The organism is Arthrobacter sp. C9C5 (assembly GCF_013359735.1).
Classification (GTDB): Bacteria; Actinomycetota; Actinomycetes; order Actinomycetales; family Micrococcaceae; genus Arthrobacter.
The window spans coordinates 12,623-38,461 of record NZ_JABFMX010000018.1 but is presented as its reverse complement, the minus strand read 5'-3'; the positions used below and the strand labels follow the sequence as shown (position 1 = coordinate 38,461).

Here is a 25,839-nt window from a genome sequence, read left to right as displayed (position 1 = left end):
CTCGGCGTCAGTCCAGCACTCAGTCCAGCAGCAGGGCGGGCTCTTCCAGGATGGCTGCGACGTCGGCCATGAAGCGGGCCGAGAGGTCTCCGTCCACCACCCGGTGGTCGAAGGACCCTCCGAGCGTCGTGATCCACCGGGGAATCACCTCACCGTCGAGCACCCAGGGCTTCTGCTTGATGGTGCCGAAGGCCACGATCGCCACCTCGCCGGGATTGATGATCGGCGTTCCGGTGTCGATGCCCAGGGCGCCGATGTTGGTGACCGTGAGGGTGCCGCCCTGCATCTGCGCCGGCTGGGTCTTGCCCGCCCGGGCGGTGGTGGCCAGCTCATTGAGGGCCAGCGCGAGTTCCTTGAGCGACAGATCCTGGGCGTTCTTGATGTTGGGCACCATCAGGCCGCGCGGGGTGGCGGCCGCGATGCCCAGGTTCATGAAGTGCTTGACGTGGATCTCGGCACTGTCGCTGCCGTCTTCCGCATCCACCCAGCTGGCGTTGACGCTGGGGTTGCGCGCCGCGGCCCAGATGACGGCCTTCGCGAGAATCAGCAGCGGCGAAACCTTGATGCCCTCGAAATCGCGCGAAGCCTTGAGCCGCTTGACGAACTCCATGGTGCGGCTGGCGTCCACGTCCACGAAGATGCTCACATGCGGGGCCGCGAAGGCGGACTCGACCATGGCCCGTGCGGTGGCCTTGCGGACGCCCTTGACCGGGATGCGCTCGATCCGCTGCTCCTGGGGGCGGCCGGTCTTGCCCCAGAACGAATCCGCCTGATCCAGCTCGGCGTCGCGCTGGGCCTGGTAGCTGACGAGGTCCTCACGGGTTACCTCACCGCGCGCGCCGGTGGGAACGACGTCGGCCAGGTCGATGCCGAGGTCGCGGGCAATCTTCCGGACCGGGGGCTTGGCCAGGACGCGGTTGACGAGGCCGGTGATGGCCCCGCCCAGCGTCGGGCGCTGGTCGACAGCTTCGGCTTCCGCCGCGACGGGACGTGCCGCATCGGAGACCGCTTCCGGGCTGATCCAGATGTCGTGCGCCTCGATCCCGGCCCGTTCGACGGCGGGAGCGGAGGCCGCCGGGGACGCCGCAGCTGGCGCTGCGATCCGGCGGCGGCGTTTGACGGCGTCGGCCTTCGGGCCGGAACCAACCAGCGGGCCGCCGGCCGGAGGCCCGGCCGACTCTGCGGCGTCGGACGCGTCCTGCTCCAACTTTCCGTACATCGGCGCTTCGGGAGCCGGCGCAGCGGCAGCCGTCGGGGTTGCGGCGGGCGCGGCAGCGGCGTCGGAAACACTGATGATCGGCGTTCCGACGTCGACCGTCACGCCCTCCGGGACCAACAGCTCGGTGACTGTTCCGGCGTACGGCGAAGGAAGCTCCACGAGGGACTTGGCGGTCTCGATTTCGCACAGCACGTCGTTGACGGCCACGGTGTCACCGGCCTTGACCTTCCAAGACACGATTTCGGCCTCGGTCAGGCCCTCGCCCACGTCGGGAAGGTTGAACTTGTTCACGGTCATGGAGGTCCCCGTCAGTAGGCGAGGGCGCGTTCCAGCGCCTCAAGGATGCGGTCGATGTCCGGAAGGTAGTCTTCTTCCACCTTGGCGACCGGGTAGGGCATGTGGAAGCCGCCGACGCGGATGACCGGGGCTTCGAGGGAATGGAAAGCCCGCTCGCTGACCCGCGCCGCGATCTCGCCGCCGATGCCGCCGAAGGTCGGCGCTTCGTGCGCCACGATCAGCCGGCCCGTTTTCCGGACCGAGGCCGTGACGGTGTCGAAATCGATCGGCGAAATGGAGCGCAGGTCGATCACCTCGACGCTGTGGCCGTCCTCAACCGCGGCGGAGGCGGCCGCGAGGGCCACGGGGACTAGCGGGCCATAGGCCACGACGGTAGCGTCCGACCCCTCACGCAGCACATGGGCCTTGAACGGGTCCGCGGACTGGCCCGGGGAGTCGGTGTCGACCTCGCCTTTGAGCCAGTAGCGCCGCTTCGGCTCGAAGACGATCACGGGGTCCAGGCAATCGACGGCCTGCTGGATCATCCAGTAGGCGTCGTGCGGGTTGGACGGGGTGATGATGCGCAGCCCGGCGGTGTGGGCGAACAGCGCCTCGGGGGACTCGGAATGGTGTTCAATCGAGCCGATGCCGCCGCCATAGGGAATGCGGATGACGACGGGGACGGTGAGGTTGCCGTTGCTGCGCGAATGCATCTTCGCCAGCTGCGTGGTGATCTGGTTGAAGCCCGGAAAGACGAAGCCGTCGAACTGGATCTCGCAGACCGGCAGGTAGCCGCTCAGCGCCAGGCCGATCGCGGTGCCGATGATGCCGGATTCGGCGAGCGGGGTGTCCACGACGCGGTCGGCGCCGAACTCCCCGATCAGGCCGTCGGTGACGCGGTAGACGCCGCCGAGCGGGCCGATGTCCTCGCCCATCAGCAGGGTCCGGGGGTTGTTGCCCAGCGTCGCGCGCAGGCCCTCGTTGATGGCCTTGGCAATGGTCATGGTGGTCATCAGTTGGCCGCCTCCGTGTCGGCAGGCTCTGCCTCGTCGGCGAAGCCCGCGCTGTATTCCTCGAACCACGCCAACTCCTCGGCCACCAGGGGGTGCGCCTCGGCGTAGGTGTTGGCGAAGGCCGTCCGGATGTCCGGGGTTCCCAGGTCGTGGATGGTGCTGCGGACGTAGGCCGCGAGCTCGTCGCCGTCGGCCCTGACCTGTTCGAAGAAGGCGTCGTCGGCGAGGCCTTCGGCGCGCAGGTACTTCTCGAGCCGCTCCAGCGGATCCTTCGCCCGCCATTGCGCTTCTTCGTCCGAGCCGCGGTATTTCGTCGGATCGTCGGCGGTGGTGTGCGCGCCGACGCGGTAGGTGAAGGCCTCGATCAGCACCGGGCTCTTGCCTTCGCGGGCGCGTTCGAGGGCCCACTCGGTGACGGCGTGGACCGCGATCACGTCATTGCCGTCCACCCGGATGCCGGGGAAGCCGTAGCCCTTGGCGCGGTTGGAGAGCGGAATGCGGGTCTGGACGGCGGTGGGAACCGAGATGGCCCAATGGTTGTTCTGGCAGAAGAACACCACGGGGGCGTTGTAGGAGGCGGCGAAAACCATGGACTCGTGGACATCGCCCTCGGAGCTGGCGCCGTCGCCGAAATAGACCATGACGGCGGCCTTGGGCTCCTGGGAACCGGCCGGCGCCTCCCCCGCTGCCGCCTGGGCCGCGGCAAGCTTCTGGTCGCGCTGGATGCCCATCGCGTAACCGACCGCATGGGGCGTCTGGGCGGCGAGGACCAGCGTGTAGAGGTGGAAGTTGGTGTCCTTGGGGTTCCAGCCGCCGTTGGACACCCCGCGGAACTGCCGCAGCAGCTCGGCCAGGTCGACGTTGCGGGTCAGCGCGACGCCGTGCTCCCGGTAGGTGGGGAAGATGTAATCCTGCGGCTGGCTCGCCCGGCCGGACCCGATCTGCGCGGCTTCCTGGCCGGTGAGCGGGACCCAAAGGGCCAGCTGGCCCTGCCGCTGCAGGGCGGTGGCCTCGACGTCGAAACGGCGGATCTTTGCCATGTCCGCGTAGAAACCGCGGAGCTTCCCAGCGTCGAGCCGCGCGGCGTACTCGGAAAAGACCGGATCTGAGCCCAGGGTGCCGTCCGGACCCAGCAGCTGGACCATCGGGACAGCGGGGTCGCCCAGCACCGCCTCGGCCTGCGCCTCGAGCTGGTCATCCACCTCGGTTCCGTCGAACTCGGTAGAGGGCAGATGTGTGGCGCCCATACCGTCTCCTTGCCTGCCGCATCCGAATGCGCCGCAATCGCTGGGATATATGCCGGACCGGGCATGCATTCCAGGTCCGGCATATATTTTGGCTTACTCGTCCCTACTTTATCCGCAGCGAACTGCCGGCGGACTTCGTGTTAAGCGCTAGGAACGCTGTGTGGGTTTTGTATAGATCGCACACAATTCGAGGAAACGGGTGTTGGCTTCGGCCTCGCCGATGCTCACCCGCACCCCTTCGTTGCCGAAGGCCCGGACGGACAGTGCCCGCTCCCCCGCCAGTGCGGCAAATTCCGCGCTGTTGGCGCCCAGATTGAGCCAGACGAAGTTGCCCTGGGCGTCCGGTACGAACCAGCCGAGCTCGCGCAGGCCCTCGGTCACGCGGTCCCGTTCATCGACCAGGCTTTGTACCCTTTCTACAACCTCGCTGAAGTGCTGCAGCGACGTGACGGCCGCCGCCTCCGCGATTTGGGAAACCGCGAAGGGCGTCGCGGTGACGCGCAGGTGCTGCGTGAGGTCCGGCTGGGACACGCTGTAACCCACGCGCAGTCCGGCCAGGCCGTGCGCCTTGGAAAAGGTCCTCAGGACGACGACGTTCGGGTACTTGCGGTACATCGCGATGCCGTCGACGGCGTCCTCGGCCCGGACGAACTCTTGGTAGGCCTCGTCGATGACCACCACAATGTCCGAGGGGACAGTCTTGAGGAACCGTTCGGTCTCCTCGGTTGTGAGAATGGGGCCGGTGGGGTTGTTAGGGGTGCACAGCAGGATCATCCGGGTGCGGGCCGTCACTGCGGCAGCCATCGCGTCCAGGTCGTGCCGGCCGTCGGCCGTCAGCGGGACCTGCACGCTCTCGGCGCCGGCGAGGCCAACGCTGATGGGATAAGCCTCGAAGGAGCGCCACGCGTAGATGACCTCATCGGCCTTGCCGTCGTCGTTCTGGCCGGCAAAGGTGGCCAGTAGTTGGTTGAGGGCACCGAGGCTGCCGGCGCCGGTGACGATGTCCTCGGCCGGGACGTCCAGGAAGCCGGCGAGCGCCCCGCGCAGCTTGCTGCTTAGCGGGTCCGGGTAGCGGTTGAAGTCGGTCTGCGCCGCGATGGCCTGCTGCACTGCAGGGATCGGGGCCAGCGGGTTCTCGTTGGAGGAAAGCTTGTAGCTCACGAGCCCCTCGACCGGGACCGGCGGTTTTCCGGCGGCGTAACGGGGAAGGAGGTCCACTACCGGCCGCGGGCGGATCCCTCCGGCCTGGTTGTCTGATGAAGTCATGCCTCTTAGCCTACTTCGCCCTCCTGCCGGTACGACCGGTGATGTGACAGCATGGGGCCATGCGCTCACTCTTCGTGCGGGTCATCGTCAATGCTCTGGCCCTCTGGATCGCCAGCTGGATCCTCCCCGGGCTGGATATTTCCACGTCCGCCACCACCGGGGCCGTGGCCAATAGCGGCGTCACGCAGGGCACGGACACGATCGGGATCATTCTGGCGTACCTGTTCATCGGGCTGATCTTCGGCCTCGTCAACGCCCTCGTCAAGCCGCTGGTCAGCCTGCTGTCGCTGCCACTCACCATCCTCACGCTGGGGCTGTTCACGATCGTCATCAACGCCGCGATGCTGTACCTCACCTCCTGGCTGAGCGCCTACACGCCGGTGCACTTCACCATCGACTCCTTCTTCTGGACCGCGGTGTTCGCCGCCATCATCATCACCGTGGTTTCCCTCGTCGCCGGGCGGCTCCCGGGCGGCCGGCGCCGCTAGCCGGGCCCACGCGAACACTCCCGCCGGCACTACCCGGCCACCCCCTAGCCGGACACCCCCGCCGGCGCCGCACCCGCCGCCGCAACCGGTGCCGCAGCCGGCCGCGCGTCCGTCGCGGCCCGGGCTGAGGGCAACACGCCGGTCCCGCGGTTGGGCCCCGGAGCCGTGACCACTCCCTGCGACGGCAGCGGCTCCCGCCGCAGGGAAAATCGGGTCACCGTTGCGGTGCCGCCGGCACCAACCACGGCGGCCAACGCGGCGGTGGACGCCCGCAGCGAGGGATCCCGGCTCGCCGCGACCGCCTCCGCCCCGACCGCATAGTTTTCCAGTCGGTGGCCGGGACCGAGACCGAAATCCTGCGGCGGCGGCATGACCAGGTCATTGGTCAGGGTCACGGTCACGCGGTCCTTGGTGTCCGCATTGGCCAGTCCGTCGGCTCCCGGCACCCAGTCGTGCTGGTGCTCCAGGTGCAGGCTGCCGATGCCCGGCTCAGGGGTGATGCCGCCAACCGGGGAACCGGCGGTCAGTACGAACTTGAGGTCGAATTCAGCCAGGAAGGCTTTGTCCCTGCTGAGGTTCATGGCGTGGATGCCGCCCTGGCTGTAGCCGACGATGGCGAGCTGTTCGCCCGCCTCCACGCCGGCCTCGCGCAGCGCCTGCCTGATGGCAGCGGTGGTCGCCTGCGAATCGTAGCCAAGCCCCTCGGCGATGCCTGCCGCATCGAAGGGGTTCGTTCCCTCGGGCAGCCCGCCGAGCTGGGTTCCCGGGATGACGACAACCCAGGCGCGCCGGCTGCCGCCGTCGACCCGGATGACTTCAATGTCGCCGCTGTTCCGGCCCACCGTGTCCGCCCGCCGCAACAGGCCCGCCGGGGACAGGTCCACGTCCGAGGCGGCGGTTTCGCTGCCGACAACTGTGACCGGCCGCGGTTTCAGGAACCCCAGTCCCGGCGCGGCCGCCAGGTCCCGGATTGCGCGCCGGACATCCGTGGGGCCGCTGAGCGCGCCGACGGCCCCGGCCAGAGGAACGGGCAGGCCCAGCAGGAGGGCCAGGCTGCGCGGAGCCATGGCCACGCCGTGTTCGACGTGGTCGCGGATCCCCGGAAGCTCGAAGAGTCTTTGCGGGGATCCGTATTCGGGCGCGTAGAGCCCCATCCGGAGCAACAAGGCGTTCCGGGCTTCGGTGAATTCGTATTCCCGGTGGCTGGCCCGGACCTGGGCGGCGATGTGTTCCAATTCGGCCCTGACGCGGCTGACGTCCCGGCCGGCCTCCCCCACCGCGATGATCGCGTTGCTGCCGCTGCGGTAGGAGTCGGACTGATAGTCGAACAGCGCCCGGCGGACGCCGTCGGCCTCCGCCTCCAGGGCGTAGAGCTGGCGCACCACCCCATCCAGGGCCGCCGCGCCCGCCAGCAGTTCCTCGAACTGGAAGCTGAGGCCGCCGATCCCGCCACGGATCCGGAGCATCCCGTCCGGGGGCGGCGCGGAGGGGCGGGGGACTGCTCCGGAGCCCGCCGGGGTGGCCTCCGCCATCAGTACCCCGGCCGTCCCGACGAAAGCGTCACGTTCTGGGCGTGCCGCAGGACCACTGCCGCCGCGTCCTGCAGCCCGTCCCGGCCCCGCCGCACGGCCGCGGCTTGAAGCGACAGCGTGGTGCGGTAGGCGCGGCCGGCCGGGGACTGCCAGCCTTGGAGTTCCATCCGGCTCAGTGCGGCCAGGGCGGCACCCGCCTGCTCCGCACATGACGCAACCCTGGCAGCCAGCTGCTGTACCTCATAGCTGCGTGAGGCGCACGCCGCCGCGTCCGCCGCCGTCAACGTGCCGCTCATGATCCGGGCCCCTTTCATCTGCAGTTCAGTCCCGGGTTCGAGGCTAGGGGCCGGCCGGCGGCGCCGAAAGCGGCCGGGACAGCTATGTGGAAAAGCAGCCGCCTCGCGCAGGAGCGCGGAATGAGCCCCGTCCGCGGCGGGAATGTCACACGGAACTGCCCGCTTAAGGCCCGGCGGCACTTCGTGAAAGAATCGGACCATGCCTGAAACTGCCGCCACAGCTGAGACCCGCACGCCGTCCGGACGCGTGGCCCTCGCCGCGTCCGACCACCAGATCGCGCTCGGCCCGCTCGACGGCCGCTACCAGTCGGCGGTCGCGCCGCTGGTGGACTACCTCTCCGAAGCCGCCCTGAACCGTGACCGGGTCGCCGTCGAGGTGGAGTGGCTGATCCACCTGACCAGCAACAACGTACTGCCGGGCGCCGGACCGCTGAGCGCCGGGCAGCAGGAGCAGCTGCGCGCCATCGTCACCGAATTCGACGCCGCGTCGGTCGCCGAACTGGCCGAAATCGAGGCCGTCACCGTGCACGACGTCAAGGCCGTGGAGTACTACATCGGCCGCCGTCTGCCGGGCATCGGGATCGAGCACCTGACCGCCATGGTGCACTTCGGCTGCACCTCTGAGGACATCAACAACCTCTCCTACGCGCTCGGCGTCAAGGGCGCCGTGGAAGACGTGTGGCTGCCCGCGGCCCGCAAGCTGGTCACGCAGATCAGCACGATGGCCGAGGCCAACCGCGCGGTCCCGATGCTGTCCCGCACGCACGGACAGCCCGCCACCCCCACCACGCTGGGCAAGGAACTGGCCGTGATCGCCCACCGGCTGACCCGCCAGTTGGACCGCATTGCCCGGACCGAGTACCTCGGCAAGATCAACGGCGCCACCGGCACCTACGCCGCCCACGTCGCCTCCGTGCCCGGCGCGGACTGGGAGCAGGTCGCCAAGAGCTTCGTGGAAGGCCTGGGCCTGGTCTGGAACCCGCTGACCACGCAGATCGAAAGCCACGACTGGCAGGCCGAGCTGTACGCCGACGTCGCGCGCTTCAATCGGATCCTGCACAACGTGTGCACCGATATCTGGAGCTACATCTCAATCGGCTACTTCGCGCAGGTCCCGGTTGCCGGTGCCACGGGGTCCTCCACGATGCCGCACAAGGTCAACCCGATCCGCTTCGAGAACGCCGAGGCCAACCTGGAGATCTCCTCGGGCCTGCTGGACGTACTGGGCTCTACGCTGGTCACCTCCCGCTGGCAGCGCGACCTCACCGACTCCTCCTCGCAGCGCAACATCGGCGTGGCTTTCGGCCACTCCCTGCTGGCCATCTCCAACGTGGCCAAGGGCCTGGACCGCCTGGACGTGGCGGAGGACGTGCTCGCCAGGGACCTCGACACCAACTGGGAGGTCCTCGGCGAGGCGATCCAGATGGTCATGCGGGCCGAGGCGATTGCCGGCGTCGCGGGGATGGAAAACCCGTACGAGCGGCTCAAGGACCTGACCCGCGGCCAGCGGGTGGACGCCGCCCGGATGCAGGAATTCGTCCAAGGCCTGGGCCTGTCAGCCGATGCCGAAGCCCGGCTTCTGGCCCTGACCCCGGGCAAGTACACCGGCATCGCGGACAAGCTGGTCGACCACCTGGCCTAGCCATGCTCGCCCTGAATTCACCTTCCGGCAGGCCGCCGTTTACGCGGCCGTCGAGGACTGGCCAGCTTCAGAAAGGAAGCTGGGGCTGTTACCGACCCGAGGAGACCCCTTGCCGAGCGACGCACCGTCGACAGCACGGACCGTTCTGACCGACCCCGGCCCAGCGGCCGGTCCCGACGCCGACCCCGGCCCAGGAGCCGGCGCGGCTGCTGACGCCGCGGCCGACGCGGCTGCCTTGAGCCTGATGAGCTTCAACATCCGCTGCGACATCGCGGAAACCCTCCCGGGCCAGGCCGACTACTGGCCGGAGCGCGTTCCGGCATTGCAGGCCGTACTGGCCGAGGAGCTGCCCGAGGTGCTGGGCATCCAGGAGGGCCTGGAGCACCAGCTTGCCGTGATCGGCGAGGCCCTTCCGGACCATTACCGGATGATCGGCCACGGCCGCGAAGGTGGCCGTCGGGGCGAGCACTCCTGCATCTTCTACGACTCCCGCCGCCTGCGGTTGCACGAGTGGGACCAGTTCTGGCTCTCGGATACGCCCACGGTGGCCGGCTCGGCGACGTGGGGCAACCACGTCACCCGCATCGCCACCTGGGGCCGGTTCGAAGACAACCACACCGGACGTGAGCTGATGGTGGTCAACACCCACTTCGACCACGAGTCCGAGAACGCGCAGCTGCGCAGCGCCGAGGCCATCGTGGAGCACGCAACGCGCTTCGAGCCGGGGCTGCCGACCGTGCTGATGGGCGACTTCAACGCCGACGCCGGTGCCTCCGGCGCGTACAGCACCCTGGTGGGGAGCGGCACCTTCCGGGACTCCTGGACCGCGGCCAAGCAGCGGCTGACTCCGGAGTACGGGACGTTCCCGAACTACAAGGACCCGGTCATCGGCGAAAGCCGCATCGACTGGATCGCCGTCACGCCGGAGATCCAGGTGGCCGAGGCGGCGGTCAACACCTTCCGGCTGGACGACCGTTACCCCAGCGACCACGCCCCGATCCAGGCCACGGTCCGGATCCCTTGACCGCTGGAATCACGGGCGGCAAGCGGAGCCGGGCCCGGCACAGCCGGTAAAATCGCTGCATGAGGCTTCTGCTGATCCGCCACGGCCAGACCCCGGGGAATGTCCTGGGGCAGCTGGACACCGCCCATCCGGGCCCCGGACTGACCGAACTCGGCGAACGCCAGGCGGCCGCGCTGGCCCGCTCCCTGGCGAACGAGCAGATCGGGCTGCTCTACGCGTCGACCCTGATCCGCACCCAGCTCACGGCCGCACCGCTCGCCACCACCCGCGGGCTGGAGATTGAGGTGCTGGAAGGGCTGCGGGAAATCGAAGCCGGGGCGCTGGAGAAGCTCACCGACCGCGAATCCCACCTGCGCTACCTCGGCACGGTGTTCGCCTGGACCGCGGGCGAGCTGGACCGGCGGATGCCCTCCGGCCCCAGCGGCCACGACTTCTTCGAACGCTACGACGACTCGATCGCGAGGATCGCTGCCGCTGCCTCCGCCGGCGGCGCGGACGCCGCCGTCGCCGTCGTCAGCCACGGCGCCGCAATCCGGGTCTGGACCGGCCTGCGCGCCGCCAATGTCGAGGCGGAGTTCGCCGCGCGGCACGTGCTCGCCAACACCGGCATCGTGGCGCTCGAAGGCGATCCCGACGCCGGCTGGCGGCTGATCCACTGGGACGACAGCCCGGTGGGCGGACTCGCCCTGGCGGACCCGACGGCGGAGGACCCTATCGGCCGCCCCGCCTGACACGAAGGGCGCACCCGGCCGACCGGCGATTTCGCAGAACCCTAACCTGCAGGAAACACCACGGAAACCGCCGCTCCGTAGCCTTGGTCTGCATAACCCTTCGGCGAATCGAGGCAGCGATGCAGACCAACCCGCGGCTCAACATCCGGCAGGTCCCCTGGTCCAACCCCGTGGGAGCCGACCTGCGGGCAGCCCAGCAGGCGGAACTGGACGCCCGCTTCGGCCACCGCGGGCACGAGTCCGGGCCGCCGCCGTCGGAAGCCGACACCGCGGTGTTCCTGGTCGCGCACGACAAGGCGTCGGGCCAGCCGGTGGGCTGCGGCGGGTTGCGGCTGCTGGACGAGCAAACTGCCGAGATCAAGCGGCTTTACGTGCTGCCGTACACGCGAGGTTCCGGCGTGGCCAGTTCCATCCTGGCGGCGCTCGAGGGGCACGCCCACGCCCTCGGCATCACCACCCTGACCGCTGAGGCGGGGTCGGTGCAGACCGACGGGCGGCAGTTCTACCAGAACTCGGGCTTCGTGGCCGTGCCGAACTTCGGCCCGTACATCGGCGTGGAGCACTCGTACTGCTACGCCAAGCCGATCGATTCGCACAGCGCCGCGCACACCGCCATGGCGTGAGGCAACCGTTGTACCGGGGCACTCAGTCAGGTCCAGAAATCGTCTGACTTGGCCGTGTCCTCGAAGTACTCCCGCCCCTCGGCGATCTTGCCGTCACGGACGACAAACGCGATGACCGAGCCCATGTCCAGGCTCTTGCCGTTATTTTCCGCAACGGTCTGCTGGATCGCGACCGTGTGGCCGTCCCCGCCGACGATGTCCTGGACCTGGGCTTGGAAGTTACCCTGCGTCCGCGCGCCCAGTTCGCCGAAATACGCCAGGATGGCGTCACGGCCCTGTTTCGTCCCCGATAGCACGCCGCTTCCGGCCACGTGCCAGACTGCGTCCTCAGCGAAGATTTCGCTAAGAGTCGCCATATCCCCTGAGTTGAAGGCCTCGTACCCCCGCCGGACCAGTTCAACATTGTCTGCGCTTCCCATGATCGGACACCTCTCTGTCGTCCTTGTCGGGTCATGCTGGGACGGTTAAAGGCTAGTCCTGGCCCGGGGTGGTGTCGATGAAAATATGTCCGCCCGCCAGTGCCCAGAAGGCTGTCCTAGCGGCCTGCCGGCCAGCCCGTGTAGGCCTCGGCAAGGTAGGCGCGGCCGTGCCGCGAAGACACCACGGAATTGAGTTCGCCGAGCTGGCGGGCGCGGGCGAAGTCGTCGGCGCCGGTCGGGGTGTGCAGCATGGAAGTCATCCAGTAGGAGAAGTGCTGCGCCTTCCAGACCCGGTCCAGGGCGCGGTCGCTGTACAGGTCAAGGAGCTTCGTGGAGCCGGTCTTGTAGAAGCTGTCCAGGCCTTCGAACAGCACCTTGACGTCGTGGATGGCCAGGTTCAGGCCCTTGGCTCCGGTCGGCGGGACGGTGTGGGCGGCGTCGCCGGCCAGGAACAGCTTGCCGTGCCGCATCGGGGCGTGCACGAAGCTGCGGAACTTCAGGACCGTCTTGTCGATGACCGGGCCCTCCTTGAGCTGGAAGCCGTTGCCGTTCACGCGGCTGCGGAACGCCTCCCAGATCCGCTCGTCGTCCCAGTTGGTGACGTCCTCGCCGGGGTCGCACTGGAAGTACATCCGCTGCACGGTCTCGGTCCGCTGGCTGATCAGTGCGAAGCCGTTCTCCGAGTTGGCATAGATCAGCTCATCGGAGCTGCGCGGCGCCTCGGCCAGGATGCCGAACCAGGCGAAGGGGTACTCGTGGAAGTACCACTTGCGGTCTGCCTCGGGAATCTGGACACGGCAGTGGCTGCGCGAGCCGTCCGCGCCCGCGATGAAGTCGGCCTGAAGCTCGAACTCGGTGCCGTCCGCGTCCGTGAACCACACCTTCGGCGAACCCTCGATGTCATGGACGCTGGTGTCCGTGACGCTGTACCGGACGTCGCCGCCGTCGGCCTCCCGGCGCGCGGCGAGGTCCATGAAGACGTCGGTTTGCGGGTAGAGCCAGACCGACTCGCCAACCAGGTCCTGGAAGTCGATGCGGTGGCTTTCGCCGTTGAACCGCAGCTCGATCCCGTCATGCCGGTCGCCGTCGCGCAGCACGCGGTCGGAGACGTCCGTGTCCACGAGGAGGTTGACAGTGCCGTGTTCGAGGATGCCGGCCCGGACGGTTTCCGAGATTTCGCGCCGGCTGCGCAGTTCGACCACGGTGGACTCGATGCCCTCTTTGGCCAGCAGGTGGGAGAGCATGAGCCCGGCGGGGCCCCCGCCCACGATGGCCACCTGGGTGGTAATGACTTTTCGGGCTGCCATGCTGTCCTCGCTTCGTTGCGGGGCCCGGAGCGGCGTTCCAAGCTGTCGGCCGCACGCCGCGGCTCCGGACCGGATCGGTCTTCTGCCTAACAGTGTGCGCCCGGAGCAGTGATCTACGTTACAGGTCTTCCATTGAACGGAATTCAGCTGCCGTGCGGGAGTCCCCGAGCCTGCGTCCGATGCCCCGCGCCGCGGTCTGCAGCGCCGGTACCAGCGCCTGCAGCCGCATCTCGCGCAGCGGAACCACGACGCCGAGCGCAGCGACGGTCCGTTTCCTGGCGTCCCGCACCGGGACGGCGATCCCCCAGGTGTCGGGGTCCACGACGCCGGCCAGCTGGGCGTAGCCTTCGTCCGCAGCCTCGGCCAGGAGCGAGCGGAGGTCCCCGGCGCGGAGCCTGTCTGCGGGGTCCTTGAACTGGCGTAGGTACGCCGCCTGCACCGAGGCCGGCTGATGGGCCATCAACGCCAGCCCGGCCGAGGACAGGTGCACCGGCATCCGTCCGGCGACCTTCGCCCGGTTCGCCACCGAGCCGCGGCGCGACAGACGCTCCACGAACAAGGCGTCCCAGCCGTCCAGGACGGCCAGGTTCACGTTCTGGTTGAGCACCTGCTGGATGTCTTCCATGAGCGGCATCGCCGCCTGCCGCAGGGCCAGGGTCGGCGAATTCCGGTTGACCAGCTCCCACAGCCGCAGCCCCAGCCGGACCGATCCCCCGCTGCCGAGCTCCAGGAGCCCGTGCCCGGCCAGTTGCCGGACCAGTCGGTGGGCGGTGGTCAGGGGCAGGCCGGCCCGGTCCGCGAGTTCGGAGAGCTGCAGGGCGGCGGAGCCCTCGGGGAAGGCCTCGATCAGGCGCACCACGCGGTCCACCACGGAGTCCCCCGACCCGGAATTAGCCACGCTTCCTGCTTCCCCGAACTATTGAACGCCTGGGATCAGTCTTCCATTGAACGGTGGCCGGCGGCCACCCGGCGCCAGAGGGCCGGCGCCAGCACGACGGCGACGCCGACGGCGGCTCCGATGACCGTCTCCAGGAACCGGTCCCGCAGCAGGGTTCCCGCGGGCACCGGGGCCACCAGCAGGGTCGAGATCAGCGCCAGCGGGGTGACGAAGACCTGGGCCAGCATGTACTGGCGGGCGATGAACATTTCGGCGCCGAACTGGCAGGCGGCAATCACCAGCACGGTCTGCCACGGGGCCGGCTCCAGCAGCAGGATGGCGGCCAGCAGCACCAGCCCCAGCGCGGTGCCGATTATGCGCTGCACGCCGCGGCTGATGCGGTGCCGCGTGCTGTGCCCCACGAGCGGCACGACGGCCGCCACCATGGCCCAGTAGTTGTGGCCGAAGCCGAGCCATTCGCCGGCCAGGGTCGCGAGGGTGCCGGCCAGACCGGCCGCCACGAGGTAGCCCACGGCTTCGAGCCAGGCAACGCGGCGCTCCGCGGCGGTCAGCCGGACCGGTCGGGGCCACGACCACGGCTGCCGGCGGCTCGGGGCCACCCGGGCGGACAAGCCGATCAGGAGCGAGAGCGCGACGGTCAGGACGGCCACCAGCATGCCCTGCCCGAGCGGGGGCTGGTTGGGGATGGAGGCGATGGCCGCGAAGGCGAAGATGTGGAACAGCGAGCCTGCCGGGCGGAGCCGCCACCAGGCGACGATCAGGGAGCAGCCGCCGGCCACCACCGTGGTCGCGAGGACCTGCAGCCAGATGGTGCCTGTCGGCGTGAGCGCGAACACCGCCCCGGCGCGGGCCGCCAAGGCGCCGAGCAGGATCACGGCGAGCATGAGGGTGCCGGCGCGCAGCTGCAGCACGAACCGGCGGCCGTGGGGCTCGTTGCGGCCGTAGATTCCGGCGAAGGCGCCAAAGGAGGCAAAGATGGCCAGATCCAGCCGGCCCAGCAGCACCAGGGTGATCAGCGGGACAAAGACGCCGACGGCGCAACGGATCGCGACCTGGTGGTCCTTGTTGGCTGGAGCCATGGTGAACATCTCGGCGAGCAATTTCGCGGGCATCACAGGTGGGATGGGTCTTCCTTTGCAGTCGGTTGAGAACGACGGCGGCACTGGCATCCAGCTGAATCGTACGCCGGAAACCGCGGCCAGTCGGCTTCAAATTCCATTCAACGGAAAGAGCCGGGGGCCCGCTGGATGGTAGCGTCTATCGGTTGAACCACCCACACGGCACCCTTCCGGAGGACCCATGCTCAAAGGATTCAAGGACTTCATCCTGCGCGGCAACGTGATCGAACTGTCCATCGCCGTCGTCGTCGGTACGGCCTTCACCGCCCTGGTCACCGCGTTCACCACGAACATCGTGAACCCGATCATCGCGGCAGCCGGCGGCGTCGAGGCCGAAGGGCTCGGCTTCCACATCTGGCCCGGAAACTCCAAGACGTTCGTCAACTTCGGCGCCGTCCTCACGGCCTTCGTGACCTTCCTCATCACCGCGGCGGTGGTGTACTTCATCTTTGTGGCTCCGATGAACCGGATCAACAGGATGGTCAAGCACCGGCTGTCCACCCCGGAGCCGGAGGAGAAGCCGATCCCGGCCGACACCGCACTGCTGGCGGAGATCCGCGACCTGCTGGCCGGGCTGGCCGGCACCGGCGGGACCGCCGCGCATCCCGACGCCGACGGCGGGTCCGCCGGGCTCCCCGACCGCGGTGAAGACGCATCCGGGCTCCCGGGCGGTCGCACGGCCGAGCTCTCGGGGGAACGCAGCCGCTAAACCGGGCATGCTCCCGACGGCCTGGCACGGCCCGAGATCCCCGCCCACCGGCCTGCCGGGCCCCGACACTACCTAGCGGTAGCTCCGGGTCCCGGGCCCGGAACGGCTAGGCCGCCTTCGTCATCCTGATGGTCAGCGCCTCGTGCTCCACCGCGACCTTGAGGTGCTTGGCCTTGCCGATGTGGTCGCCGTCGAGCTGGAACTCCTGCTCGTGGTCGAGGCTGATTTCCGCTGACTTCCCGGCGAAATACTCGACGGACTTGTTCTTGCCGTTCTTCCGGCCGAACATGCCGGCCAGCACGCTGAACCAGCCGAGCTTGCCCACCGGTGCCAGGATGAGGACGTCCAGAATATTGTCATCGATCCTGGCGTCGGGGAAGACCTCCACGCCTCCCGTGATCTGGCCGCAGTTTCCCACCATCACGCTGCGGATCCGGCGCCGGACCGGGTGCTGTCCGTCGATGCTGATCTGCGCCTTGACCGGTTTGCCGGGCAGGTGCCGGATGCCGGCCTCGACGTACGCGAGCCAGCCCACGCGGTCCTTGAGTTCGTCCACGGTGTTCGCCATGATCGCCGCGTCGTAGCCAAGGCCGGCCATGACCAGGAAGAGCTGCTCATCCCGGGCGTGGTCCAGGGTGGCCTTCACTACGTCGACCTTGATGTCGGCGCCGTTCAGGACGTCGTAGCTGGCGGCCACGGGGTCGGTGATGTCGACGCCGATGTTGCGGGCCAGCAGGTTGCCGGTGCCCATCGGGACCAGGCCCATCGGCGTACCGGTGCCGGCGAGGACCTCCGCCACGCAGCGGACGGTTCCGTCACCGCCGGCGGCAATCACGACGTCGACCCCCGCTTCGAGCGCCTCACGCGCCTGGCCCAGTCCGGTGTCCTCGGCCGTGGTTTCGAGCCAGAGCGGCTCCGTCCAGCCCTGGGTCTCGCAGAGCCGGTAGAACGCAGCCTTGAAGTCCTCGCCGGAGGACTTCATGGGGTTGATGATCACGGCGGCGCGCTTGGGCTGCACGGTATTGTCCTGGGCGGCATTGTCTTGGGCGGCATTGGTCTGTGGCATGGCGTCCTTCGGGCATGTGGGCGGGATGGGCCCCGCAGGGAAATCCTATCGGGGTGGGGCGGGATAACTTGCGCGCCGTGGCAGGGAATCATGGACGCGCTGTCCGCCCGGTCACTACACTGGCCATGTTCAGGAACTGAAGCGTGCCGGCACGTCCGGATGCCACTCCGGATTCGCCGGGGCGGCCGCGTTCCAGGCGCGGAAGGCGGCCACATGACCGGACCAGAGGAAAACTACTCAGCCGAAGCTGAAGCCTCGAGCAGGGATCCACACGACTGGGGCCGGGCGATGGCGCTGGCCCTCACCCGGCTCGCGGAGCAGCTGGCCCCGGAAGACGGCGAAGAAATGCATGCCAGCCTCGTGGACCGGCCGCTGCACCTCAGAATCCGTGACGACGCGGCGGGGGTCACAATCACGGTGTCGACGACGGCGGAGTCCGCCAGCTGACGCCCGGGCGGAAATCAAAGCCGCGCAAATCATCAATTCCCTCCCTTGGTGTGCCAGAATAAGCGGGATTTACCGGCACACAGTGAGCCGGGACACTCATCTCATTTGGGGGAATGATGACAGAGCGCGCAGGTTTTGACGCCAGAAAAGAATCCGAATCCTTCGGCAGGGCCGAGCCGTCTTACAGTCAGCGCTGGCCGGACGGGGCCCCTTGGCCGGACTCCTCCGAACACCGGCAGGCGCAACTGCCCGCGCTGCCCCTCCCCCGGGTCCGGACGGAGTCCCTGGAACACTCGGTGCGGGGCACGGTCTTTGCCCTGGCCGTGATCCCGGTCGGCGTCGGACTGTGGCTGATCCTGTGGAAGCTGGGCTGGATGGGTTCGATTGTTGCCTTCGTGACGGCGGCCGGCGCGGCAAGGCTGTACATCGCCGGCAGCACCGTGGGCAGCGGCGGCACCATGCCCAGGCGCGGCGCCTGGGTTGTCGTGGCCGTGACCGTGGCGACGGTGCTGCTCTCGTTCCTGGGCGGCATCTGGCTGGACCTGGCCGATTACCTTGGCGGCTCACCGCTGGCGCTGCTGTTCGAACCGGAGGCCTGGGACCTGCTGGGCTACAACCTGGCCAACAACGCGGACCTGGTCGAAGGCCTTAAGGGTGAGTTCCTGATGGCGCTGCTGTTCAGCGCCCTGGGCTGCTTCTTCACGCTGCGGCAACTGTTCGCCCAGTCCCGCCGAAGCTAGGACCCGTCAGCGTCCGGCAGAGTCAGCGTCCGGCAGAGAGGTCCGCGGAGATGAGTTCCGCGGTGGCGACGGCGGCCTCGCGCACCGAATCCAAGTACGCCTCAGGGTCCGGCTGCGCGGCAACGGCCTGCGCCTGGAGTGAGACGTTGATGGCGGCGACCACCTTGTCCGGCCCGTCGTAGATCGGTGCCGCCAGGGACATCAGCCCGAGCTCCAGTTCCTGGTTCAGCAGGCACCAGCCCTGGGCCCGGACTGTGGCCAGCTCCGCCAGCAGCTCGTCGCGGGTGCCGATGGCGCGCGGGGTGAGCGGCCGGATCCGGGCCGCGTCCAGGTATTCCTGGAGCTCCGCGGGCGGCAGGGCCGCCAGCAGGACCCGGCCCATGGAGGTGGCGTAGGCCGGGAACCGGGTGCCCACGGTAATGCCGACGGTCATGATCCGCCGCGTCGCCACCCGGGCGATGTAGGCGATGTCCGTCCCGTCCAGCACGGCGGCCGACGTCGACTCCCCCAACTTCAGGGACAGCTCCTCCAGGTGCGGCTGGGCGATTTGCGGCAGCGACAGCCCGGACAGGTAGGCGTAACCGAGCTGCAGCACCTTGGCGGTCAGCGCGAAGGCCTTGCCGTCGGTGCGGACGTAGCCGAGTTCCACGAGCGTGTGCAGGAAGCGCCGCGCCGTGGCACGGGTGAGGTCGGTCCGGGCCGCGACCTCGGTCAGGGTCATCAGGGGGTGCTCCGCGTCGAAGGACCGGATCACCGCCAGTCCCCTCGCCAGCGACTGCACGTACTGGTCGCTGGCCGCGGGCGCCCCGTCGGCACGGGTGGCCTTTGCTGCCTCAGTCATTTCACGCCTCTCGATCACGCATCACTTTATACGCGCGAACGTACACTTGAGGCCCCGAAACGGCGCTCCGGCCGGGCCCTAAGTGTACGTTCGCGCGTGGGTGGTCAGGCTGAGGCGGCGGCGAGCGGCACCGGCACGAGCGCTTGCAGTTCCTCGAGGCTGCAGCCGAAGGTCTCCCGGACTTGGACGCCGTCGGGGCCGGTCAGGAAGACGGCTTTGTCGGTGTAGACCCGCGTGACGCAGCCGATCCCGGTCAGCGGGTAGCTGCAGGACTCCACCAGCTTGGACACACCCTCGCGGGTCAGCAGCGTCATCATCACGAAGACGTCCTTGGCGCCGGTCGCCAAGTCCATGGCGCCGCCGACGGCGGGAATCGCGTCCGGTGCGCCGGTGTGCCAGTTGGCGAGGTCACCGGTTGCGGAGACCTGGAAGGCGCCCAGCACACAGATGTCCAAGTGCCCGCCACGCATGATCGCGAAGGAGTCGGCGTGGTGGAAGTAGGAGGCGCCGGGCAGTTCGGTCACGGGAATCTTGCCCGCGTTGATGAGGTCGCCGTCGATCTGGTCGCCGGTGGCTTCCGGGCCCATGCCGAGCATGCCGTTCTCGGTGTGGAGCGTGATGTTCTGCTCCGGTTCGAGATAGTTGGACACCAGTGTGGGCTGGCCGATGCCGAGGTTCACGAAGGAGCCGGGGCTGATGTCCCGGGCCACCAGGCGGGCGAGGTCGTCGCGGCCCAGCGGCTTGTCGGAGGTCTGGATACTCGTCGCGCTGCTCATCAGGCCACCTTCACGATGCTGTTGACGTAAATTCCGGGGGTCACGATGACCTCCGGGTCCAGGCCGCCCGTCGGGACGATCTCGGAGACCTGGACGATGCTGTGTTTGGCCGCGGCGGCCATGATCGGGCCGAAGTTGCGGGCCGTCTTGCGGTAGACGAGGTTGCCCTTGCCGTCGGCCGTGAGCGCCTTGATCAGCGCGACGTCGGCGTGGATGGGGGTCTCGAACACCTGCCACTTGCCGTCCAGGAAGCGGGTTTCCTTGCCCTCGGCCAGCATGGTGCCGTAGCCCGTGGGGGTGAAGAAGCCGCCGATTCCGGCGCCGGCGGCGCGGATCCGTTCGGCCAGGTTGCCCTGCGGCACGAGTTCGAGTTCGATCTCCCCGGCGCGGAACTTGGCGTCGAAGTGCCAGGAGTCGGACTGACGCGGGAAGGAGCAGATCATCTTTTTCACCCGCCCCTCCTTGATCAGCAGCGCAAGGCCCTGGTCGCCTTGGCCGGCGTTGTTGTTGACCACGGTGAGGTCCGTGGCCCCGCAGTCCATCAGGGCGTCAATGAGTTCAAACGGCTGCCCGGCGTTACCGAAACCGCCGATCATGACGGTGGAACCGTCCTGGATCCCGGCGACGGCCTCGCCGACGGTATCTACGAAGTTGAGCATTCCCTTAGGCCTTTCCGGCGGTGACGTTTTCGAGGACGACGGCGAGGCCCTGGCCGACGCCGATGCAGATCGCGGCGACGCCCCAGCGCTCACCGGAGGCCTGCAGGGACCGGGCCAGGGTGCCGAGGATACGGCCGCCGGAGGCGCCCAGCGGGTGGCCCATCGCGATCGCCCCGCCGTGCCGGTTCACGATCGCCGGGTCGATGCCCCAGGCGTTGATACAGGCCAGGGACTGCGCCGCGAACGCCTCGTTCAGCTCCACCGCACCGACCTGGTCCCAGCCGATCCCGGCCTTGGCGAGGGCCTTGTTCGCGGCCTCGACCGGGGCGTAGCCGAAGAACTGCGGATCGTTCGCGTGCACGCCGCGCCCGGCGATCCGGGCCAACGGGTCCAGGCCCAGGAGCCCGGCGGCGTCCTCGGAGCCCAGCCACGCCGCGGACGCGCCGTCCGAGAGCGGCGACGCGTTCCCGGCCGTCACCGTCCCGCCCTCGGGACGGAACACGGTTTTCAGCCCGGCGAGCTTCTCCGCCGTGGACCCGGGCCGGATGCCCTCGTCCCGGACCAGGTCCGTGCCCGGGACCGCGGTGACGAGCTTGTCGTAGAACCCCTCGTCCCAGGCCGCCGCGGCAAGGTTATGCGAGGCCGCCGCGAAGTCGTCCTGCGCCGCGCGGCTCACCCCGTATTTCTCGGCCAGCCGTTCGGTCGCCTCACCCAGCGAGACCGTCCAGTCCGGGCGCATGTTTTTGTTCACCAGCCGCCAGCCCAGCGTCGTGGACACCAGGGACAAATCCCCGGCCGGGTAGGGCTTCTCGGTCTTCGGCAGCACCCACGGCGCCCGCGACATCGACTCCACCCCGCCCACCAGCACCAACTCCGCGTCCCCGGTATTGATCTGCCGGGACGCGATGATCGCCGCGTCCAGCGAGGACCCGCACAACCGGTTCACCGTGGTCCCCGGCACCGAGACCGGCAAACCGGCCAGCAGGGCACCCATCCGGGCCACGTTCCGGTTCTCCTCGCCCGCGCCGTTCGCGTTGCCGAACACCACCTCATCAATCCGCCCCGCGTCCAGGCCCGGCGCACGCTTGACCGCCTCGCCGATCACATGCGCGGCCAGATCATCCGGCCGCACCCCGGCGAGTCCGCCGCCGAACCTGCCGAACGGGGTCCGCACGGCATCGTAAACAAAAGCCTGAATCATACTGTCGTTTCCGTTTCGGTGCTGTCCATGGTGGTGCTGTCCATGGAGTGGAAGACCTGCTGCGCGGTCTTGAAGGCGGTGTTGGCGGAGGGAACCCCGCAGTAGATGGCGGTCTGCAGCAGGATTTCCTTGATCTCGTCCCTGCTCAGGCCGTTGGTGAGGGCGGCACGGATGTGCATCGCGAGTTCTTCCCAGTGGCCGTGCGCCACCATCGCGGTGATGGTGACGGCGGAGCGCATCTGGCGGCTGATCCCGGGCCGGGTCCAGATCCCGCCCCAGGCGATCCGGGTGATCATGTCCTGGAAGTCCTCGGTGAAGGCATCCTTGTTGGCGTTGGCCCGGTCCACGTGGGCGGCGCCGAGCACCTCGCGGCGGACCTTCATGCCGCCGTCGTAGATCTCCTGGCTGGTGGCGTCCGGCTGCACGACGCCGTTCCGTTCCGGGCCGGCCCCCGGGCCGCCTGGCCGGAGGCCAGTCACTTTGCGGCTCCGCGGGATTCGGTCCAGCTGATCAGGCTGCGCAGCAGTTCGGCCACGTGCCCCGGGGCCTCGAAGGGTGCCAGGTGGGATACGCCCTCCAGCGTCGCGGCGCTGGCCGTGCCCCCGCCGGCGGTGATGCCGGCGGCGATCTCCTCGGCGAACGACGGCGGGGCGACGGTGTCCTCGGCGCCGGCCAGGGCCTGGGTGGGGACCCGGAGGCTGCAGAGTTCATCCCGCACGTCGAAGCCGGCGAGGGCCTCGCAGCAGAAGGCGTAGCTGAACCGGTCCGCGTCCCGCAGGGTGTGCAGCAGGCGGCTGCTGAGCTCGGGCTGACGCTCCATGAAGCCCTGCGCGAACCACCGCTGGGCGGAGCCCTCGATCATCACACCGGTGCCCTGGTTGCGGACGGTTTCGGCCCGTTCCAGCCAGCCTTCCGGGGTGCCGATCTTCGCGCCGCTGCACTGCACGGACAGGCTCTTGAGCCGTTCGCCGTGCTTGATGCCCAGCTGCAGGCCGGTGGCTCCACCGAGGGAGACTCCGGCGTAGTGGAACCGCGCGCCGGGCGCGATCGAATCAACCAGTTCCACGACGGCGTCGGCCAGTTCGGCGACGGTAAAGGATTCGGCCGCGGCCGGCGAGACGCCGTGGCCGGGCAGGTCCCAGGCGACGACGTCGACGTCGTTGCCGAGCAGTGCGCCGGCCTGGCTCCAGAGCAGCGTGGATGTGCCCAGCGACGGGCCCACCACGAGGAGGGGCTTGTCGCCGAGCTCGCGCACGGGCGAGAGCAATACGGCCTTGACGGTTGGTCTAGCCACGGTGGGCTCCGTTCTCTTCGGTCGTTGTGTTTAGTTCGATCGGTTCGAGCAGGGGCGCCGCGAAGTCGGGCCACGCCGCGAGGATGCGCCGTGAGATTTCGGCGGCCTGGCCGAGGTAGTTGGCCGGGTCCAGCAACTCCTCAAGCCGCTCGTCGGAGAGCAGTTCGGCCGGGACGGCCGCGCGGAGCAGCTTGCGGTAGGTGCCTGGCTGTTCGGCCGCGGGCACCTGCAGGGTCTGGTCCACCACGTCCTGGAGCCGGCGTGGGCCGTCCGCTCCCAGCAGCGGGCCGACTGCGGCGCTCACCGCCTCGGAGAGCAGCAGCGGGCCGGAGAGGTCCAGGTTCCGCCGCATCGCCGACGGGAAGACCTGCAGGCCCTCGGCCAGCTCGCGGAGCTGTCCGGCGGCGCCCAGGGCCAGCCGGAGCAGGGAGCGCAGCGCTGGCCACTCACTGTGCCAGGCGCCGTCGGCGCGCTCGTCGTTGAAATTGGCCGCGGCGAGGTGCAGCTGGGCCGCCAGCGCCGGTGCCTGCAGCGCGGCGCTGCGGACCAGCACGGACAGTACCGGGTTCTGCTTCTGCGGCATGGCCGAGGAGCCTCCCCGGCCAGCGGCCCGCGGCTCGGCGAGTTCGGCCACCTCCGGGCGGCTCAGGAAGAGCACGTCGGCGGCGATTTTGCCCGCGGCGTCCGTCACGGCGGCCAGGGCGTCGCCGAGCGCGGTGACCGCGAGCCGGTTGGTGTGCCAGGGTGCCGGGGCCGCGGCCAGTCCCAGCCGGGCGGCCAGGCGGTCGGCCAGGTCGAGCGGCGCGAGGGCCGATCCTTCGGTCAGCACGGTGCCGGCCGCCAGGGTTCCGGCGGCTCCCCCGGTCTGCACCGGCAACTCCAGTGCCTCTAGCCGGCGTGCGGCAGCGGCGAGCCCGTGGAACCACTGCGCGGCCTTGAGCCCGAAACTGAACGGCAGCGAGTGCTGGGTCAGGCTCCGGCCCACGCACAGCGTCTGCTGGTGCCGCTCCGCGAGGGCGGCGAGGGCCGCCGTCGTCCTCTTGACGTCGGTGAGCAGTTCCCCCACGGCTCCGGCCGCCAGCAGCATCAGGGCAGAGTCGAGCACGTCCTGGCTGGTCAGCGAGGCGTGCACGGCGCGTCCGGCGCCGATGCCGGCCGAGTCGAGGGCCGTGACCTGCTTGCGGAGGTCGGCGAGCAGCGGGATCACCGGATTGGCGCCGCCCTGGGCGCGGACGGCGATTGAAGCGATGTCGTAGCGTTCGACGCCGGCGGCCTCCGCCACGAGGGCGGCGGACCCGGCCGGGGCCAGGGACGCTTCCTCAAGGACCGCGGCCCAGCCGGCTTCGACCCGAAGGATGGCGGCGAGCACCGCCCGGTCCCCGGTCAGCGCCGCCACCCGGGGCGACGCCGACACCGGGCTTAGCAGGCCGAAATCGCCGTCCCGGCCGGCAGCGGCGTCACCGTTGGGAATCGTCACTGCGAGGCGTCCTGAACGCCGGCATCCTCGATGCCACTGCCTTCAGCTCCGGTGCCTTCAAAATCGAGGAACACCGTCTCGCCGTCGCCCTGCAGCCGGATGTCCCAGCTGAGGCCGCCGTCGGGATCGCGCCGGGCGATCAGGGTCCGGCGGCGTTCCGGCTCCAGGGAGGACAGCAGCGGGTCCGCGGCGAGGGCCTCCTCGTTCTCCGGCAGGTAGACGCGGGTGAAGAGCCGGTTCATCAGGCCGCGGGCGAACAGCACCACGGAGATGAACGGCGCGGCGCCGGGCGCGGTGGGGCCCGGGTTGACGGTGGTGAAGGTGAAGACGCCGGTGTTGCCGACGGCGCTGCGGCCGAAGCCGGTGAAGGTGTAGCCGTCGCGGACCAGGGAGCCGGTGCGCTGCGGGACCTGGCCCTCGGCGTCGGCCTGCCAGATCTCCAGGATGGCGTCCGGGACCGGATGGCCGGCGCCGTCGAACACGGTGCCCTGCAGCCGGATCGAGCCGGCGGACCCGGGGGCCAGCAGCTCCCGGTCCTTCGCGTAGGGCAGGGCGTAGCCGTAGAACGGGCCCACCGTCTGGCCGGGTGTGGGGGTCAATTTACTCATGGTCGTCTCCTTCTGCGCCCAGTGCCTCGTTCTCGGTCCAGGTCCGCTTCGAACCGGTCAGGACAATGTCCCAGTTGTAGGCCAGCGCCCACTCCGGCTTGGTCTGATCATGGTTGTAGCTGGCGACCAGGCGGTCCCGCGCGTCCTGGTCCACGATCGACTGGTAGATCGGGTCCAGGGCGAAGAGCGGGTCGCCGGGGAAGTACATCTGCGTGACGATCCGCTGCGTGAACTCCTGGCCGAAGAGCGAGAAGTGGATGTGGGCCGGCCGCCAGGCGTTCAGGTGGTTCTTCCACGGGTAGGCGCCGGGCTTGATCGTGGTGAAGCTGTAGGACCCGTCCGCGCCCGTGATGCAGCGGCCGACGCCGGTGAAGTTCGGGTCGAGCGGGGCCGGGTGCTGGTCACGCTTGTGGATGTAGCGGCCGGAGGAGTTGGCCTGCCAGATCTCCACCAGCTGGCCCGCCACCGGCCGGCCGTCGCCGTCGAGCACGCGGCCGGAGACGATGATCCGCTCGCCCATCGGTTCGCCGTTGTGCTGGATGGTGAGGTCGGATTCGAGGGCGTGCACGTCCATATGCCCGAAGGCCGGCGAGTACAGCTCAATGGTCTCCGGGTCCGCGTGTTGCAGGCTCTTGGTCGGGTGGCGGAGGATACTGCTGCGGTACGGAGGGTAGTCCAGCCGCGGCTGGGTTTCCGCCGCGGCGCCGTTCCGGCGGGCCTGCGCGTAGGCGTCGCCCAGTGCCTTCATCTCGTCACTGAGGATCTGCTGTGATTCCGCGGCAGTGTCCAGGGCCGGAACAGCCTTTGCGGCCTGCGGTGTGGCCTCGGGCGCTGCGTCGGATACGTCTTCGGTGATCGGGTCCGCGTTGAAAATTTCGAGGTTGATTTCTTCAGGCACAGCAGCCTCCTTTCGTTGGGGTGG

Annotated in this window: 28 protein-coding genes; 8 read left to right on the top strand and 20 right to left on the bottom strand. The window is 69.1% G+C overall.

Annotated features, from left to right (window positions below; all coding sequences use genetic code 11):
* Positions 1–19 precede the first annotated feature (19 nt).
* The 4 genes from HNO80_RS14180 to HNO80_RS14165 form a co-directional block, all read right to left on the bottom strand.
* Positions 20–1,516: a dihydrolipoamide acetyltransferase family protein gene (locus HNO80_RS14180; RefSeq protein ID WP_175323497.1), complete on the bottom strand. Its 1,497-nt coding sequence runs from the start codon at positions 1,514–1,516 to the stop codon at positions 20–22.
* Positions 1,517–1,527: 11 nt separating this feature from the next.
* A complete protein-coding gene (locus HNO80_RS14175; protein ID WP_175323496.1) occupies positions 1,528–2,508 on the bottom strand; it encodes an alpha-ketoacid dehydrogenase subunit beta in 981 nt (326 codons plus the stop codon).
* Positions 2,508–3,755, bottom strand: coding sequence for a thiamine pyrophosphate-dependent dehydrogenase E1 component subunit alpha (locus HNO80_RS14170; RefSeq protein WP_175323495.1), 1,248 nt, complete (start codon positions 3,753–3,755; stop codon positions 2,508–2,510). Before HNO80_RS14170 ends, HNO80_RS14175 begins: the two co-directional genes overlap by 1 nt.
* A gap of 147 nt (positions 3,756–3,902) precedes the next feature.
* Positions 3,903–5,021 carry a histidinol-phosphate transaminase gene (locus HNO80_RS14165; protein ID WP_175323494.1) on the bottom strand — a complete coding sequence of 373 codons (1,119 nt, stop codon included), beginning with the start codon at positions 5,019–5,021 and terminating at the stop codon, positions 3,903–3,905.
* Between the two features lie 59 nt (positions 5,022–5,080).
* Here HNO80_RS14165 and HNO80_RS14160 point away from each other — a divergent pair, with 59 nt between their 5' ends.
* Positions 5,081–5,509: a phage holin family protein gene (locus tag HNO80_RS14160; RefSeq protein WP_175323493.1), complete on the top strand. Its 429-nt coding sequence runs from the start codon at positions 5,081–5,083 to the stop codon at positions 5,507–5,509.
* 44 nt (positions 5,510–5,553) lie between these two features.
* Here HNO80_RS14160 and HNO80_RS14155 read toward each other — a convergent pair whose 3' ends face one another.
* Positions 5,554–7,041: a hypothetical protein gene (locus HNO80_RS14155; protein WP_175323492.1), complete on the bottom strand. Its 1,488-nt coding sequence runs from the start codon at positions 7,039–7,041 to the stop codon at positions 5,554–5,556.
* Positions 7,041–7,337, bottom strand: a complete 297-nt coding sequence (locus tag HNO80_RS14150; RefSeq protein ID WP_175323491.1) for a hypothetical protein — start codon at positions 7,335–7,337, stop codon at positions 7,041–7,043. The genes HNO80_RS14155 and HNO80_RS14150 overlap by 1 nt, the downstream gene beginning before the upstream one ends.
* 199 nt (positions 7,338–7,536) lie before the next feature.
* Between HNO80_RS14150 and purB the strand changes: the two genes are divergently transcribed.
* The 4 genes from purB to HNO80_RS14130 all read left to right on the top strand — a co-directional run bounded on the left by purB (position 7,537) and on the right by HNO80_RS14130 (position 11,357).
* Positions 7,537–8,979, top strand: coding sequence for an adenylosuccinate lyase (gene purB / locus HNO80_RS14145; protein WP_175323490.1), 1,443 nt, complete (start codon positions 7,537–7,539; stop codon positions 8,977–8,979).
* Between the two features lie 109 nt (positions 8,980–9,088).
* Positions 9,089–10,003 (top strand): endonuclease/exonuclease/phosphatase family protein, encoded by a 915-nt coding sequence (locus tag HNO80_RS14140; RefSeq protein WP_217500940.1) that lies wholly within the window; start codon positions 9,089–9,091, stop codon positions 10,001–10,003.
* A 59-nt stretch (positions 10,004–10,062) separates the two neighbouring features.
* Positions 10,063–10,734, top strand: a complete 672-nt coding sequence (locus HNO80_RS14135; RefSeq protein ID WP_175323489.1) for a histidine phosphatase family protein — start codon at positions 10,063–10,065, stop codon at positions 10,732–10,734.
* Positions 10,735–10,853: 119 nt separating this feature from the next.
* On the top strand, positions 10,854–11,357 hold the full coding sequence (locus HNO80_RS14130) for a GNAT family N-acetyltransferase (protein ID WP_175323488.1): 504 nt from the start codon (positions 10,854–10,856) through the stop codon (positions 11,355–11,357).
* Between the two features lie 26 nt (positions 11,358–11,383).
* Here HNO80_RS14130 and HNO80_RS14125 read toward each other — a convergent pair whose 3' ends face one another.
* The 4 genes from HNO80_RS14125 to HNO80_RS14110 all read right to left on the bottom strand — a co-directional run bounded on the left by HNO80_RS14125 (position 11,384) and on the right by HNO80_RS14110 (position 15,093).
* Entirely contained in the window at positions 11,384–11,776 is a 393-nt protein-coding gene (locus HNO80_RS14125; RefSeq protein WP_175323487.1) for a nuclear transport factor 2 family protein, read from the bottom strand.
* 116 nt (positions 11,777–11,892) lie between these two features.
* Positions 11,893–13,083: a 4-hydroxybenzoate 3-monooxygenase gene (locus HNO80_RS14120; protein WP_175323486.1), complete on the bottom strand. Its 1,191-nt coding sequence runs from the start codon at positions 13,081–13,083 to the stop codon at positions 11,893–11,895.
* A 118-nt stretch (positions 13,084–13,201) separates the two neighbouring features.
* Positions 13,202–13,981, bottom strand: coding sequence for an IclR family transcriptional regulator (locus HNO80_RS14115; RefSeq protein WP_175323485.1), 780 nt, complete (start codon positions 13,979–13,981; stop codon positions 13,202–13,204).
* A 35-nt stretch (positions 13,982–14,016) separates the two neighbouring features.
* Complete coding sequence (locus tag HNO80_RS14110; RefSeq protein ID WP_249777360.1) at positions 14,017–15,093, bottom strand: FUSC family protein; 1,077 nt, start codon at positions 15,091–15,093, stop codon at positions 14,017–14,019.
* 187 nt (positions 15,094–15,280) lie between these two features.
* Here HNO80_RS14110 and mscL point away from each other — a divergent pair, with 187 nt between their 5' ends.
* A complete protein-coding gene (mscL, locus tag HNO80_RS14105; RefSeq protein WP_175323484.1) occupies positions 15,281–15,808 on the top strand; it encodes a large conductance mechanosensitive channel protein MscL in 528 nt (175 codons plus the stop codon).
* A 106-nt stretch (positions 15,809–15,914) separates the two neighbouring features.
* Here mscL and HNO80_RS14100 read toward each other — a convergent pair whose 3' ends face one another.
* On the bottom strand, positions 15,915–16,874 hold the full coding sequence (locus tag HNO80_RS14100; protein WP_175323483.1) for a diacylglycerol/lipid kinase family protein: 960 nt from the start codon (positions 16,872–16,874) through the stop codon (positions 15,915–15,917).
* Between the two features lie 213 nt (positions 16,875–17,087).
* On the opposite strand from HNO80_RS14100, the gene HNO80_RS14095 reads away from it, so the two are divergent.
* The gene (locus tag HNO80_RS14095) at positions 17,088–17,321 is read left to right on the top strand and encodes a hypothetical protein (protein WP_175323482.1); all 234 of its coding nucleotides are present in this window, start codon (positions 17,088–17,090) and stop codon (positions 17,319–17,321) included.
* Positions 17,322–17,434: 113 nt separating this feature from the next.
* On the top strand, positions 17,435–18,061 hold the full coding sequence (locus tag HNO80_RS14090; RefSeq protein ID WP_175323481.1) for a hypothetical protein: 627 nt from the start codon (positions 17,435–17,437) through the stop codon (positions 18,059–18,061).
* Between the two features lie 22 nt (positions 18,062–18,083).
* Here HNO80_RS14090 and HNO80_RS14085 read toward each other — a convergent pair whose 3' ends face one another.
* The 9 genes from HNO80_RS14085 to pcaH form a co-directional block, all read right to left on the bottom strand.
* Entirely contained in the window at positions 18,084–18,902 is an 819-nt protein-coding gene (locus tag HNO80_RS14085) for an IclR family transcriptional regulator domain-containing protein (protein WP_175323480.1), read from the bottom strand.
* A gap of 104 nt (positions 18,903–19,006) precedes the next feature.
* Entirely contained in the window at positions 19,007–19,678 is a 672-nt protein-coding gene (locus tag HNO80_RS14080) for a 3-oxoacid CoA-transferase subunit B (protein ID WP_175323479.1), read from the bottom strand.
* Positions 19,678–20,337: a 3-oxoacid CoA-transferase subunit A gene (locus tag HNO80_RS14075; RefSeq protein ID WP_175323478.1), complete on the bottom strand. Its 660-nt coding sequence runs from the start codon at positions 20,335–20,337 to the stop codon at positions 19,678–19,680. The genes HNO80_RS14080 and HNO80_RS14075 overlap by 1 nt, the downstream gene beginning before the upstream one ends.
* Before the next feature lie 4 nt (positions 20,338–20,341).
* Entirely contained in the window at positions 20,342–21,538 is a 1,197-nt protein-coding gene (locus tag HNO80_RS14070) for a thiolase family protein (protein WP_175323477.1), read from the bottom strand.
* On the bottom strand, positions 21,535–22,017 hold the full coding sequence (gene pcaC, locus HNO80_RS14065) for a 4-carboxymuconolactone decarboxylase (protein ID WP_175323476.1): 483 nt from the start codon (positions 22,015–22,017) through the stop codon (positions 21,535–21,537). Before pcaC ends, HNO80_RS14070 begins: the two co-directional genes overlap by 4 nt.
* The gene (locus HNO80_RS14060) at positions 22,014–22,832 is read right to left on the bottom strand and encodes an alpha/beta fold hydrolase (protein WP_175323475.1); all 819 of its coding nucleotides are present in this window, start codon (positions 22,830–22,832) and stop codon (positions 22,014–22,016) included. The genes pcaC and HNO80_RS14060 overlap by 4 nt, the downstream gene beginning before the upstream one ends.
* Positions 22,825–24,309: a lyase family protein gene (locus tag HNO80_RS14055; RefSeq protein WP_349627359.1), complete on the bottom strand. Its 1,485-nt coding sequence runs from the start codon at positions 24,307–24,309 to the stop codon at positions 22,825–22,827. Before HNO80_RS14055 ends, HNO80_RS14060 begins: the two co-directional genes overlap by 8 nt.
* On the bottom strand, positions 24,306–24,917 hold the full coding sequence (pcaG, locus tag HNO80_RS14050) for a protocatechuate 3,4-dioxygenase subunit alpha (protein ID WP_175323474.1): 612 nt from the start codon (positions 24,915–24,917) through the stop codon (positions 24,306–24,308). The genes HNO80_RS14055 and pcaG overlap by 4 nt, the downstream gene beginning before the upstream one ends.
* Positions 24,910–25,815 carry a protocatechuate 3,4-dioxygenase subunit beta gene (gene pcaH, locus HNO80_RS14045; protein ID WP_175323473.1) on the bottom strand — a complete coding sequence of 302 codons (906 nt, stop codon included), beginning with the start codon at positions 25,813–25,815 and terminating at the stop codon, positions 24,910–24,912. The genes pcaG and pcaH overlap by 8 nt, the downstream gene beginning before the upstream one ends.
* Positions 25,816–25,839: the final 24 nt, after the last annotated feature.